The 14,272-nt window shown below is 60.3% G+C and carries 12 protein-coding genes; 10 read left to right on the plus strand and 2 right to left on the minus strand.

Annotated elements, in window-relative coordinates; all coding sequences use genetic code 11:
• The 3 genes from ACR1XV_RS07445 to ACR1XV_RS07455 all read left to right on the plus strand — a co-directional run.
• A partial coding sequence (locus ACR1XV_RS07445; RefSeq protein ID WP_480530670.1) for a universal stress protein occupies positions 1–128 on the plus strand: 128 nt, incomplete at its 5' end.
• A gap of 67 nt (positions 129–195) precedes the next feature.
• Positions 196–1,944 (plus strand): gamma-glutamyltransferase, encoded by a 1,749-nt coding sequence (ggt, locus tag ACR1XV_RS07450; protein ID WP_480529854.1) that lies wholly within the window; start codon positions 196–198, stop codon positions 1,942–1,944.
• A gap of 184 nt (positions 1,945–2,128) precedes the next feature.
• Positions 2,129–3,334, plus strand: coding sequence for an MFS transporter (locus ACR1XV_RS07455; protein ID WP_480529856.1), 1,206 nt, complete (start codon positions 2,129–2,131; stop codon positions 3,332–3,334).
• 59 nt (positions 3,335–3,393) lie between these two features.
• Here the strand turns inward: ACR1XV_RS07455 and ACR1XV_RS07460 are convergent, their stop codons facing one another.
• Together ACR1XV_RS07460 and ACR1XV_RS07465 are read right to left on the minus strand one after the other, a co-directional pair.
• Positions 3,394–4,869 (minus strand): NAD-dependent succinate-semialdehyde dehydrogenase, encoded by a 1,476-nt coding sequence (locus ACR1XV_RS07460; protein ID WP_480529858.1) that lies wholly within the window; start codon positions 4,867–4,869, stop codon positions 3,394–3,396.
• A 2-nt stretch (positions 4,870–4,871) separates the two neighbouring features.
• Positions 4,872–6,149 carry a 4-aminobutyrate--2-oxoglutarate transaminase gene (locus tag ACR1XV_RS07465; protein ID WP_480529860.1) on the minus strand — a complete coding sequence of 426 codons (1,278 nt, stop codon included), beginning with the start codon at positions 6,147–6,149 and terminating at the stop codon, positions 4,872–4,874.
• Between the two features lie 151 nt (positions 6,150–6,300).
• Between ACR1XV_RS07465 and ACR1XV_RS07470 the strand changes: the two genes are divergently transcribed.
• From ACR1XV_RS07470 to ACR1XV_RS07500, 7 genes are all read left to right on the plus strand, one after another.
• On the plus strand, positions 6,301–6,867 hold the full coding sequence (locus ACR1XV_RS07470; RefSeq protein ID WP_170674640.1) for a cupin domain-containing protein: 567 nt from the start codon (positions 6,301–6,303) through the stop codon (positions 6,865–6,867).
• A 138-nt stretch (positions 6,868–7,005) separates the two neighbouring features.
• A complete protein-coding gene (locus ACR1XV_RS07475) occupies positions 7,006–7,527 on the plus strand; it encodes a VOC family protein (RefSeq protein ID WP_480529862.1) in 522 nt (173 codons plus the stop codon).
• Positions 7,528–7,597: 70 nt separating this feature from the next.
• The gene (locus ACR1XV_RS07480) at positions 7,598–7,948 is read left to right on the plus strand and encodes a hypothetical protein (protein WP_480529864.1); all 351 of its coding nucleotides are present in this window, start codon (positions 7,598–7,600) and stop codon (positions 7,946–7,948) included.
• A 113-nt stretch (positions 7,949–8,061) separates the two neighbouring features.
• Positions 8,062–9,030: a carbon-nitrogen hydrolase family protein gene (locus ACR1XV_RS07485; RefSeq protein ID WP_170449058.1), complete on the plus strand. Its 969-nt coding sequence runs from the start codon at positions 8,062–8,064 to the stop codon at positions 9,028–9,030.
• 44 nt (positions 9,031–9,074) lie between these two features.
• Positions 9,075–11,807, plus strand: coding sequence for an aminotransferase class I/II-fold pyridoxal phosphate-dependent enzyme (locus ACR1XV_RS07490; protein ID WP_480529866.1), 2,733 nt, complete (start codon positions 9,075–9,077; stop codon positions 11,805–11,807).
• A gap of 17 nt (positions 11,808–11,824) precedes the next feature.
• Positions 11,825–13,273: a biotin carboxylase gene (locus tag ACR1XV_RS07495; protein WP_480529868.1), complete on the plus strand. Its 1,449-nt coding sequence runs from the start codon at positions 11,825–11,827 to the stop codon at positions 13,271–13,273.
• An 8-nt stretch (positions 13,274–13,281) separates the two neighbouring features.
• The gene (locus ACR1XV_RS07500) at positions 13,282–14,271 is read left to right on the plus strand and encodes a C45 family autoproteolytic acyltransferase/hydolase (protein WP_480529870.1); all 990 of its coding nucleotides are present in this window, start codon (positions 13,282–13,284) and stop codon (positions 14,269–14,271) included.
• Position 14,272 lies beyond the last annotated feature (1 nt).

The following is a 14,272-nucleotide window of genomic DNA, read 5'->3' on the forward strand; positions in this document are numbered from 1 at the left end:
ACCTCATCGTCATCGGCGCCCATAAACCAGACCTCAAAGACTATCTGCTGGGCCCAAACGCCGCCCGCGTGGTCAGACACTCCCAAGTGTCCGTATATGTGGTGCGTTCGACCGCTGTCGGCGCCTAGCACAACAGGAAACCATAAGAGCAGAACAAACCGATCAACCGTCAATCATCACCCGGAGGAGTTTATGATGAGGACATTTCTGAGAACCAGCGCCGCCTTGGCCCTAGGGGTCATCGCGGGTGCAGCCAGCGCTCAGGATCCTGCGCCGGAATATGGCTATGGCTGGGAGGACAAGGATTCGGTCACCGGCACCGAGTTCATGGTCTCAGCCGCCAACCCGATTGCTGCCAAGGCGGGCTATGATGTGCTGGCTGCGGGCGGTACCGCAGCAGATGCGATGATCGCCGTGCAACTGATGCTGAATCTGGTCGAGCCGCAGTCGTCCGGCATCGGCGGCGGTGCGTTCCTGCTGTATTGGGACGCGGAATCCGAAACCCTGACCACGTTTGACGCGCGCGAGAAGGCACCCGCCAAAGCTACGCCCGAACGGTTCCTGAACGCCGAAGGCGAAAAGATCCCGTTTGCCGAGGCAATCTCGGGCGGGCAGGCCGTGGGTGTGCCCGGCATCCTGCGTCTGATGGAAGTGACCCATAACCTCTATGGCAAGAAAGACTGGGCGTCGCTGTTCCAGTCGACCATCGAGCAGGCCGAAAACGGGTTCGAAGTGTCGCCGCGCATGGCGAACTCGATCCAGTCGACCATCGACCGCGAGCGCTATCTGGACGTCTTCCCCGGTGCCAAGGAATACTTCTTCAACGAAGATGGTAGCCCGCTGGCCGAAGGCACCCTGCTGAAGAACCCCGCCTTTGCCGAGACCCTGCGTATTCTGGCCGATCAGGGCGCGAATGCGTTCTATCACGGCCCCATTGCCGAAGATATCGTGGCTGCGGTAGACTCTACGTCCAAGGTGGAAAACAACATCACGCTGGAAGACATGGCCGCCTATCGGGTCAAAGTCCGTCCCGCCGTCTGCGCCGATTATCGCGGCTATGACGTCTGCGGCATGGGCCCGCCGACCTCGGGTGGTCTGACCGTGGGTCAGATTCTGGGTATCCTGAACAACTTCGACCTCAAGAGCGCTGGCTGGAACGCCGAGCTGGCGCACCTGTATGCCGAGGCCGCCAAGCTGGCTTATGCCGACCGCGCGCTCTACATGGCCGACAGTGATTTCGTTGACGTTCCGGTCAAAGGTCTGCTCGACAAGGACTACCTGAAACTGCGGTCCGAAATGATCGATCCGGCAGCCGCCAGTGAAAAGCGTTCGGCCGGTGAGCCGCCGCGCGATCACACCGCGCTGTTTGCGCCGTCGCAGAACCCGGATCGTCCCGGCACCAGCCATATCGTGATCCGCGACCAGTATGGCAACGCACTGTCGATGACCACGACGATTGAGACCTTCTTTGGCAGCCGTGTCTTTGTTCGGGGCTTCCTGCTGAACAACGAACTGACCGACTTTGACCGCGCGCCCAAAGATGGTGACCGTCTGGTGGCCAACCGGGTCGAGGGCGGCAAACGCCCGCGCAGCTCGATGTCGCCAACCATCGTGATGAAGGATGGTGAGCCCTATCTGCTGATCGGTTCGCCCGGTGGCAGCCGCATCATCAACTATGTGGCCAAGACCATCATCGCGATCCTCGACTGGGACATGGACCCGCAGGATGCCATCGAGACCGGCCACTTCGTGCACCGCAACGGATCAAGCATGGAGGTGGAACAGGAAACCGCTGCCGCCGATTTCCTCGATGCGCTTGCCGCGAAAGGGCATGAGGTCAAGGCGGCCGACCTGAACTCGGGTCTGCACGCGATCCTGATCAAGGATGGCCAACTGATCGGTGCTGCGGATCCGCGCCGTGAAGGTGTAGCGCTGGGGCAGTAGCAGCGGGAACCGATTTCATGAAATGAAATCGGGCCGGAAACTTTCAAAGTTTCCGGCTCCCGAGGCAGACAAACGCTCCATGCAGCAACACATATAAATCCGGGAAGGGCCGCATGGGACATTCGGGATGTCCTCGGCGGCCCTTTTCACTTGCTTTACATATCCGCCCGTCCGATAGGGCGATATGTTCAAGAACCGCGCCATCGCCTTTATACTGATCACTCTGATGATCGATGCCATCGGCATCGGCATCGTGTTCCCGATCATGCCGGACCTGATGGACCGGGTTGGCGCTGGCGATACCGGACAGGGGGCATTCTGGGGCGGGCTGCTGATGGCGGCCTATGCCGGGGCGTTGTTCCTTTGCGGCCCTATCGTCGGCAGCATCTCGGATGCCATTGGCCGCAGGCCCATCCTGATTGCCGCCTTGGTCATGCTGGCGCTGGACTATGTGATCATGGCGCTGGCGGACAGCTTCTGGCTGCTTCTGCTCGGGCGAACGCTGGCGGGTCTGGCGGGGGCGACCTACATCACCGCGACGGCCTATATTGCCGACATCTCGTCACCAACCGAGAAAGCCAAGAACTTCGGGTTGATCGGCGCGGCATTCGGGATCGGGTTTGTCCTCGGACCTGCGATCGGAGGGCTTGCGGCCGAGATCAGCATCGCCGCACCGTTCTGGATTGCAGCCGCGTTGTCGGCGGCCAATGCTCTGTTTGGCGTGTTTGTCCTGCCCGAAAGCCTGACGCCGGAGAAGCGCCGCCCCTTTGGAAAACGCGATCTGAACCCGTTCAAATCGATCTTTGACGCCTTCCGGTTTCCGGGTCTGGCGGTGCCGCTGCTGTGCATCTTCATCTTCGAGTTCGCCAACATGGTCTACCCGACCCTATGGGCGTTCTGGACGCGCGAGGTATTCGACTGGCCCACGCTTTATATCGGCCTGTCGCTTGCGGCCTATGGCGTATTGCTGGCCATCGTTCAGGGCGGGCTGATGCCGGTCTTCATCAGGTGGATCGGCGATTACCGAACCCTGATGCTGGGTATGATTTCAGCGCTGATCGGGATGATCGGCTTTGGGTTCACCGCGACGGTCACGGCCCTAGTGGTCTTTTTGTTGCTGGCCGCATTGTCTGATCTCGTGCCCGCACTGATGACCGCAATGGCCTCGAACCAGGCGGACGAAGACCGACAGGGCGTGGTGCAGGGCGTCATCGCGTCACTTTCATCCGTTGCTGCGGTTCTGTCGCCCCTGGTGATGACCGGCCTGTTTCAGGCATCGGTCGATGGCGAGGGGATTTACCTGCCCGGCGCACCGTTCTTTTTCTCGGCCGCTCTGGTGCTGGCGATGATGCCTTTGGTGGTCCGTTTGCGCGGGCACGCATCGGTCTGAAAAGAAAAGCACCCGCAGCGGACTGCGGGTGCGTTGAACTTCAGCTACCCTGGGCCGGTTTACTGGATTTCGCCCATGCAGAGATACTTGATCTCAAGGAAATCCTCGGTCCCGTATTTCGACCCTTCACGGCCCAGACCGGATTGTTTGACGCCGCCGAACGGCGCGACCTCGGTCGAAATCAGGCCGGTGTTGATACCCACCATTCCCGATTCCAGCCCTTCGGCCACGCGCCAGACGCGCGCCAGATCGCGGCTGTAGAAGTATGAGGCCAGACCGAACTCGCTGTCATTGGCCATGGCGACGACGTCATCCTCGTCCTCGAACTTGAACAGGGGCGCGACGGGGCCAAAGGTTTCATCCTTTGCCACCACCATGTCGGGGGTCACGCCGGTCAGAACGGTGGGTTCAAAGAACGTCCCGCCCAGATCCGAGCGTTTGCCACCCAGCGTGACCGTGGCACCCTTGGACACCGCGTCCGAGATATGTTCCTCGACCTTGTCGACCGCTGCCTGATTGATCAGCGGGCCCGTGGTGACGCCATCGGCAAACCCGTTGCCAATGTTGAGACCTTTGGTCTTTTCGGCCAGCTTGGCGGCGAACTCGTCATAGACGCCCGCCTGAACATAGATGCGGTTGGCGCAGACGCAGGTCTGGCCATTATTGCGGAACTTGGCGATCATCGCACCGTCGACGGCGGCATCTACATCGGCGTCATCGAAGACGATGAAGGGCGCGTTGCCACCCAGTTCCAGCGACATCTTCTTGATCGTGCCCGCCGCCTGACGCATCAGAATCTGACCCACGCGTGTCGAGCCGGTAAAGGTGATCTTGGCGACCTTGTCATTGGTGCAGAGCTCATTGCCCACGCCGGAACTGTCGGTCCCCGGAATGACGTTGAGTACACCCGCGGGGATACCCGCGCGTTCGCCCAGCACTGCCATCGCCAGCGCCGACAGCGGCGTCAGCGTTGCGGGGCGCGCCACAAAGGTACAGCCCACCGCCAGCGCCGGGCCGACTTTGCGCGCGATCATCGCGTTGGGGAAGTTCCACGGGGTGATCGAACCGACCACGCCCACAGGCTGTTTCAGAACCACGATGCGCTTGTCGCGCTGGTGGCCGGGGATCACGTCGCCGTAAACGCGTTTGGCCTCTTCCGAGAACCACTCGATGAAGGAGGCGCCATACAGAACCTCGCCCCGTGCCTCGGGCCAGGGTTTGCCCATCTCGGCGGTCAGGATTGTGGCCAGATCGTCGGCGTTTTCGACCATCAGATCGAACCATTTGCGCAGGATCGCACCGCGTTCCTTGCCGGTTTGCGCCGCCCACTCTTTCTTGGCCGCGTAAGCCGCATCAATGGTCTGCGCGGTGCCTTCGACGCTGATATCTGTCACGTTCGCGATCAGATCGCCGGTGGCGGGGTTGTGGACGGGGAATGTCGCCTCACCCTCGACCCACTCACCATTGATGTAGGCGCGGGTTTCCAGAAGGCTGGGATCTTTCAGTTCCAGCTTGGTCACTTTGGTATCCAGCATGTTCAGGCTCCTTTGACAGCGTCGATCGAGGCTTCGAGGATATCCATCGCCTCGGCGAAGATCTCGTCCTGCACCGTCAGCGGCGCGAGGAAACGGATTACGTTTCCATATACGCCGCAGGTCAGCAGGATCAATCCGCGCGTCAGCGCCTCGGCGCGCACGGCGTTGGCCATGTCGGGGTTCGGGGTGCTGCCGTCGGTGGTGTTGAACTCAGCCGCGATCATGAAGCCGGGGCCGCGAATGTCGACGATTTCGGGCGTGCGGGCGCGGATCGATTCCAGACGCTGTTTCAGTCGCGAGCCCAACTCGTTTGCACGGGCGCACAGGTCTTCTTCTTCGATCACATCCATCACCGCATGGGCGGCAGCGATGCCCAGCGGGTTGCCGCCATAAGTGCCGCCCAGGCCGCCGGGTTGCGCCGCATCCATCAGGTCGGCGCGCCCTGTGACAGCGGCCAGAGGCAGACCTCCCGCCAGACCTTTGGCCATGGTGGTGATGTCAGCGGCCACGTCATAGGCGTCCATCGCAAACAGATTGCCGGTGCGAGCGAAACCTGTCTGCACTTCGTCCGCAATCAGAACGATGCCGTGTTCGTCACACAGCGCGCGCAGGCCGCGCATCAACTCAGCTGGCGCGGGGTAGAAGCCGCCTTCGCCCTGAACCGGCTCGATGATGATCGCGGCTACGCGGCCCGGGTCCAGATCGGCCTTGAACAGCTTGGTCAGCGCGCCCAGAGAATCCTCGACCGAGGTGCCGTGCAGTTCAACCGGGAACGGCACGTGATAGGTGTCGGGCATCATCGCGCCAAAGCCAGCCTTATAGGGCTGCACCTTGCCGGTCAGGGACATGCCCATGAAGGTGCGGCCATGGAAACCGCCGCCAAAGGCGATCACGGCGGGGCGACCGGTGGCGGCGCGGGCAATCTTGACCGCATTCTCAACCGCTTCGGCGCCGGTGGTCACAAAGACGGTCTTCTTGGTGAAATCGCCCGGCACCTTCTCGTTCAGACGCTCGGCCAAACGGATGTAGTTTTCATAGGGCAAAACCTGATGGCAGGTATGGGTAAAGTTCGCGGCCTGTGTCTGCACCGCCTCCATCACCTTGGGGTGGCAATGCCCGGTATTCACAACGGCGATGCCTGCGGCGAAATCGATATAGCGCTTGCCCTCGACGTCCCACACCTCGGAATTCGCGGCGCGGTCCACATAGACCTGTGTCTGCATCCCCACGCCCTGCGCGATCGAGGTGTTGCGGCGTTCAGCAATCTGAGCATTCAGCATCTTGCGTCCTTTCGGGTTACCGGGCGTGCGCGCCCGCAAATCTGACCGCGTGACTGTAGTGCCCACAGCCTCAGGCGAAAGCCTGTTTCTTGTGAATCATAAGCCCTTGATTTACGGTCCCGGCACCCCTCAAGTGATGCGGATAGTGAACATGAAGAACGCCAATCAGGATGATCTGACCCTTGGATTGCGCTTGCGGACCCTGCGCGAACGTGCTGGCCTGTCGCAGCGGGCGCTGGCCAAGAAATCGGACGTGCCGAACTCGACCATCTCGCTGATCGAGTCGGGTAAGATGAACCCCTCGGTCGGGGCGCTGCGGCGGATATTGCAGGGCATTCCGATCAGCATGTCCGATTTCTTCTCGTTTGAGATCGAAAGCGAACAGACCGTGTTCTACGCCGCTGAGGATCTGACCGAGATCGGCAAGGGCGGGCTGTCGCTGCGGCAGGTGGGCTCGAACCTCTATGGCCGCGCGATGATGATCCTGCAGGAAACCTATGATCTGGGCGCGGACACGGGCCGGGTGATGTATGGGCACGAGGCCGAAGAGGGCGGCATCGTGATTTCGGGTCGCGTCGAGGTCACGGTGGGCGATCAGCGTAAGGTATTGGGGCCGGGGGATGCCTATTACTTTGACAGCCGCACGCCGCACCGCTTCCGGCAGGTGGGCCCGGAGAAATGCCGGATCGTCAGCGCCTGCACACCCCCGACATTCTGACCTTCAGCACAGAAATCTCAGCACTATGCATCATAGTGTTGCAATACTTGCCGAGTTGATCCACAGTATGGTGCATAGTGCGGGAGTTGCCCCGCATGTTCCAACGGGTGACCCCCGCCCAATTCGGAGATTTGAGCTATGAAAAAGAAGCCTGCCACCCTGCCCCGCGGCTATCGCACCTGCACCGCATCGCTTGCCGTTGCCGATGTTCCTGCGGCGCTGACCTTTTATGAAAACGCCTTTGACGCCAAGATTCAGGCCTATGACGCGGAAGAGGCCCCCGGCTTTGCCGCCATCAAGATCGGCAATTCGATGCTGTTCGTCACCGCTGGCTGGGGCGCGCATGTTCCGACCGCTCCGGGCACCGTCATCCCCGTTGGTCACCACATGTATGTCGAAGACGCGGATGCCGCGCTGGCGACCGCACTGGAAAACGGCGCAACCCTGATCGCTGACGCAAATGACACCTATTGGGGCGAGCGTTGCGCCACCGTTGCCGATCCGTTCGGCCATATCTGGACGCTGGCAACCCGGATCGAGAACCTGAAATCCGAGGACATCAGCGAGCGTCGCAAGGCGCTGTTCCGTGCGATTCACGATCAGGATGCCGAAGCTGTGGTCGAAAACGCCGAAGTCACCGAACAGACCGAGGCCGCGTGAGCCCGTCAGAGGTTGATCAGAAGACGGATCGTGAGGTACCGGAATGGGTGTGTTCTTTAACAGGCAAATCATGAACGACGCACCCCTTCCCACTTTCACGATCCGCCAGAACGATCTGGCCATCCTCGCCGCTGAAAACCGGATCGGAGACTATCCGGTCGCCGTGCGCACCGCGCGCGAGGTGGTTAGCGGCGGTTTTGCCAACCAGTCGGCGCATCCCAACACCTGGACAGTCTACTTTCTGGTCGATGGCCAATGGGCGCTGGTCGAATCCACGCGCGGTCTGCGCCGGGAATGGTCCAGTCTGGACCGGTTGGAAAAATGGCTGCGCAGTTGTGGCTTCCGGTTCTTCTGGGTTCGTAACGACATCGACTTTGTGGAACCACTCGGCGAGGATGTCGCCGAGGAAGAGGCCGGATAAATCAATCGCCTGCGGACAGCGGGCTTGCGCGAACACGCGGTTTTATGTTCCGATGAAGAACGCCGGATCACCACGGCAGTCGCAATCGGCAAGAAAAAGAGAAGAAACGAAAAATGACCCCCTTTGCGATAACCGGAATCCAGATGCACGTTGGCGCGATGCATTCGAATGTCGAGGCGATGCTGCATCGGATCGACGTGATGATGGCGCGGTTCCCGTGGACACAGATGGCGCTGTTCAGCGAACTGGCCCCTTACGGCCCGCTTGACCGGTTTGCCCAGCCCTTCCCCAATGACGACCTGTCGCGGTTTCAGGATGCCGCGCGGCGCTATGGCATCTGGCTGATCCCCGGCTCGATGTTCGAAAAGCACGAGGACGGGCGGATTTTCAATACCTCGGTGGTGATCAACCCGGATGGTGAGATCGTCTCAAAATATTCCAAGATGTTCCCGTTCAAGCCCTATGAGCAGAGTATCTCGTCGGGCACCGAATTCTGCATCTTTGATGTCCCGGATGTGGGCCGGTTCGGCCTGTCGATCTGCTATGACATCTGGTTCCCCGAAACCACCCGCCACCTGACCAGTCAGGGGGTCGAGGTTCTGCTGCACCCGGTTCTGACCGGCACCACCGACCGCGAGGCCGAGCTGTCGATCGCCAAGGCCACCGCCGCACAGTTCCAGTGCTACGTGTTCGACGTGAACGGGCTGGCCGCCGGTGGCGTGGGCCGTTCGCTGGTCGTTGATCCGTCGGCAACCGTCCTGCACCAGTCGGCGGGGCAAGAGGATATCTTCCCCATCGAGATCGATCTGGATCAGGTCCGCCGCCAGCGTGAGGTCGGGTTGAAAGGTCTGGGTCAGGTCCTCAAAAGCTTCCGCGACCGCGAGGCGGATTTCCCCGTCTACGATCGCAACAGTGGTGCGGATGCCTATCTGCACACGCTTGGCCCGCTGCGCATTCCGCAAAAAGGCGACGTGGCAGGCGTTGCTGCATCCGATCCCAGAACGGCGCTGGGATATAGTGAAGACGCCGCGAAAAAGCCCGATAATCTCTATCTCTACAAAGGGCGCTCAGGGACAGACTGACACCGGGGCGGCTTTTCGGTATCGGCAGAAAGGACAAGGATTTCATGCACGGCTTATCCGACAGCGAAAAGCTCCATTCCATCTCGGACTACTACAGCGCCTCGCAACTGAGGGCGGACAGGTGGAGCGCGCTGCGGGAAACGGCGGAATCGCTTGACCAGAATGCCAGCGACAAGGACCGGGACCGCGCACGCCGTCTGCTTCAGGCGCTGGCCCCAATCGAGAGGTATTTTGCCTTTCCGGGGCCGTCCGCCTTCGACCACCTGCGCCGGCTGCTGGAACATGACAATTTCGCCGATTTCTCGACCGCCGTGCGCCGGGTGTCGCGGGCGTTGACCTCGGGGGCCTATCGCCGCCGCTCGATCCCGCTGATCGCGGATGAGGCAGATGTCGATGAGTTCGAGGACGAAACCGCCCAAAGCCTCGAAGCCCGCACCCTGGGGCGACCCTATTTCGAGGTGATGATCGTCGACAATGTCAACGAGCATCAGGAAAGGTTCCTGCAAACCAGCCTGCAGCGGATGCGCCGCAGCGAAGACCCCTTTATCTACGAAACCGTCGTCGTCCCCAGCGTCGAGGATGCGTTGATTGGGGTGTTGTTCAACCAGAATGTGCAGGCCGTCATTGTCCGCCCGGGTCTGAGCCTAAAATCGAAGAATGAAACCAATGTGCTGGGCCGCTATGTCAGCCTCTATGGCGAAGGCGCTGATCTGGATGCGCTGTCGCCCTCGGAATACGGCCCCGAGACCTGCCGCCGCATCGGCAAGCTGCGCCCCGAGCTGGACGCCTATCTGATCACCGACCGCTCGGCCGAGGATATCGCGGGCCTTGATCTGGGTCTGTGCCGGCGTGTGTTCTACAATCAGGAAGACTTTCTGGAACTGCACCTGAACATCCTGCGCGGGGTGCAACGGCGGTATAAGACGCCGTTCTTCACCGCGCTGAAAGAATATTCCAAACAGCCCACCGGTGTGTTCCATGCGATGCCGATCAGCCGCGGCAAATCCATCAGCCGCAGCCATTGGATTCAGGATATGGGGGCGTTTTACGGCTCGAACATCTTCATGGCCGAAACCTCGGCCACCTCGGGCGGGCTGGATTCGCTGTTGGAACCGAAAGGGCCGATCAAAGAGGCGCAAGAGGCCGCCGCGCGTGCTTTTGGCTCTAAACAGACGTTTTTTGCCACCAACGGCACCTCGACCTGCAACAAGATCGTGGTGCAGGCACTGGTCAGGCCCGGTGATATCGTGCTGGTCGACCGCGACTGCCACAAATCGCACCATTACGGCATGGTGTTAGCAGGCGCGAGCGTTGTCTACATGGACAGCTATCCGCTGCATGACTACTCGATGTACGGCGCGGTGCCGATCCGCGAGATCAAGCACAAGCTGCTGACCCTGAAGGCCGAAGGCAAGCTGGATCAGGTGCGCATGGTGCTGCTGACCAACTGCACGTTCGATGGCATCGTCTACAACGTCCAGCGGGTGATGCAGGAATGCCTGGCGATCAAGAAAGACCTTGTGTTCCTGTGGGATGAGGCCTGGTTCGGCTATGCCCGGTTCGCCCCCAACACCCGCGTGCGCACGGCGATGCGCTCGGCCAACCTGTTGCGTGAACAATTCCGCACCGCCGAGCACGCCGAAGCCTACGCCGCCCAGCAGGCCGAGCTGGAGGGCGCGGATGACGAGACATTGCTCAACACCCGCCTGATCGCGCCGCCGGACGCGCGGGTTAGGGTCTATGCAACGCAATCCACGCACAAGACGCTGACCGCGCTGCGGCAGGGCTCGATGATCCACGTCAACGACCAGCAGTTCAAAGGCGCGGTGGAAGAGGCCTTTCACGAGGCCTACATGACCCACACCTCGACCTCGCCCAATTACCAGATCATTGCGTCTCTGGATGTGGGCCGCAGGCAGGTCGAGATCGAAGGCTATGAATTCGTTCAGCGTCAGGTGGAAAGCGCCATGGCGATCCGCCGGGCGGTGACGACCCATCCGCTGCTCAGGAAATACTTCCGGCTGGTCACGGCGGGCGACATGATCCCCGAGGAATACCGCGAAAGCGGCATGACCAGCTATTTCGACCCCGATCAGGGCTGGGCCGATGTGTGGGATTGCTGGGCCAAGGATGAATTCGTTTTGGATGCCACCCGCATCACCTTGCATGTGGGTGCGACGGGCTGGGATGGCGATACGTTCAAGACCAAGATTCTGATGGACAAATACGGCATCCAGATCAACAAGACCTCGCGCAATACCGTGCTGTTCATGACCAATATCGGCACCACGCGCAGCTCGGTCGCTTATCTGATCGAGGTGCTGGTCGAGATCGCCAAGGAGCTGGACGATCTGATGGACGACGCGTCCAAGATGGAAAAGCGCGCCTTCGAAAAACGCGTCAAAAACCTGAGTGAACACGTCCCACCGCTGCCTGATTTCAGCCGCTTCCACGACGCGTTCCGCTGTGTTGACGGCACCGAGGCCGGGGACATCCGCACCGCGTTCTTCCTGTCTTATGACGAGGATAATTGCGATTACGTGGAACCCGACAAGGATATGCTGGATCGGCTGGAAGCGGGTGAGGAAATGGTCTCGGCCACATTCGTGATCCCATATCCGCCGGGCTTTCCCATTCTGGTGCCGGGGCAGGTGATCAGCCCCGAGATTCTGAAATTTATGCAAGAGCTGGACGTGTCGGAAATCCACGGTTTCCGCGCCGATCTGGGCCTGCGCATTTTTACCGAAGACGCTTTGAAATCAGTCAAGAAAACATAAGGGACTGGGAGGACCATATGCCAAAGAAGGTGCTGAAGAACATCTCGGAAATCCGCCGGTATTTCCACACCAACAAGGACCCGATCTATTTCGTGTCGGCGACCAATTTCAACCTGTTGGGGCTGGATGAATGGGTGATGAATTTCACCTATATCTGCTACATGGATTGCTTTGACGGGCGGCATCCGAACGTGTTCGTGCCTTCCGAGATGCCGCATGACGAATTCCAGTCCATCGAAGACATCAACAACTATCTGCTGCAGCACAAAGAGGTCATCGACCTGATCAAACGGCGCGGCGGCAAGCCCAAGTTTGTCTTCCTGATGTTTGACGAGACGACCGAGAAACTGGTCAAGGAACTGGGCGGTCAGCTGTGGTTCCCCAAGGCCAAGCTGCGCACCAAATGCGATAACAAGATCGAAACGGTTCGTATTGGCAACAAGGCGGGTGTGCCGTCGGTGCCCAATACGCTGAGTGTGGTCAAAAGCTATGATCACCTGCAGAAAATCTGCGACAAGGCCGGGCTGGGCCACGATCTGGTGCTGCAATCGGCCTTTGGCGACAGCGGCCACACCACGTTCTTCATCAAGTCCGAGGCTGATTTCAACAAGCACAAGGACGAGATCGTCGGCGAAGGCGAGATCAAGATCATGAAGCGGATCGATTGTCGCGGTGCGGCGATCGAGGCCTGTGCCACGTCCGAAGGCACGATTGTGGGCCCGCTGATGACCGAGCTTGTGGGCTTCAAGGAACTCACCCCCTATCGCGGTGGCTGGTGCGGGAACGAAATCTTCTCGACCGCATTCCCGCCCAAGGCTCGCGAACAGGCGCGGCAACTGACCTTCCAGTTCGGCGAGGAACTGCGCAAGTCCGGTTATCGCGGCTATTTCGAACTGGATTTCCTGATCGACAAGAAGACCGGAGAGCTTTGGTTGGGCGAGCTGAACCCGCGCATCACCGGGGCCAGTTCCATGACCAACCATGCGGCCTTTGCCCATGCCGATGCGCCGTTGTTCCTGTTCCACCTGCTGGAATTCACCAAGAAACCCTTCAAGCTGGATGTCGAGGAACTGAACGCCCGCTGGGCCGACCCGGATATGATCGACAGTTGGTCACAGATGGTGATCAAGCATACCGATGACAGCGTCGATCGCATCACGCAGGCGCCGCAATCGGGCATCTACAAGATGCTGGAAGATGGTCGCGTCGTGTTCGACCGCTTCGATTATCACCGCCGTGCGGTGGGCGAGAACGAGGCGTTCTTCCTGCGTATCTCGAATGTCGGTGATTACCGCTATGAAGGGGCCGATCTGGGCATTCTGGTGACGCGCGGCCGGTCGATGACCAAAGGCTTTAAGCTGACTGAGAAGTCGAAGAAATGGATTCACGGGATCACCTCGGCTTATGCGGCTGAACCTCTGCCTGCGGCGCAACCGATGGAAGACCCCGCGTTCAAAATCATGTAGAAAGCCCCATGGCGCTTGTATTTCGCTCAATCGATGAGGCGCAGCCCGGCCCCAAGCTGGCCGGGCTGTTTGCCGAATACTGGCCCGCCTACCGCAAATGGTGGGCGAAAGAGGGGTATTCGGCGCGCCCCACCTATCGCGAATGCCTGCGGGCGCTGGAACGCCACATGCCCGAGATCGTGCCGCTGTATAATCAAGTGGTCGAACTGGTCGGCGGCAGCGACAGTCAGGCGCGGTTCCTCAGCTTCTATTGCCCGCCGAAATACCTGTCGGGCTGCAGTCAGGCGATCTGGCGCGGCAAGACGCCGTTTCTGGTGCGCAACTATGACTATCACCCGAAAACCTTCGACGCGGCGATGCTGAAAACCCGCTGGGACGGGCGCGGTGTGATCGGGATGAGCGACGGTATTCTGGGTCTGCTCGACGGCATAAACGATGCCGGTCTGGCCGTATCCCTGACCTTCGGCGGACGACGCGAGGTGGGCGATGGGTTCGGCGTGCCCTTGATCCTGCGCTATGTGCTGCAAACCTGCGAGACCACGGCCCAGGCGGTTGACGCCCTCTGCCGTATTCCCTGTCACATGAGTTACAACGTCACCGTTTTGGATGCGAAATACAACCACAGTACGGTGTATCTTGCCCCTGACCGCCACCCGCAAATCTCGGACGTGCCGGTCGCGACGAACCATCAGGGCCATGTGGAATGGTCCAAACACGCGCGGTTCACCGCAACAGTCGAACGCGAGCGATTCCTGCTGAACCGCCTGAACCAGCACCCCGAAAGCGAAAAGCGGTTCATTGACGCCTTCCTGCGCCCGCCGCTCTATTCAACCGCGTTCAAATCGGGCTTCGGCACGCTTTACACCGCCGTCTACCGGCCAGCGAAAAAGCAGCTACAACTGCTCTGGCCCGGGGCGGCATGGGATCTGTCCTTCGATGACTTCCCGGAAGGCGAGCTGAGCCTGCTGCTGCCCGAAGCATCAGAGGCGGCATATTGAC

The sequence above is a fragment of the Ruegeria sp. AD2(2025) genome (assembly GCF_056542385.1).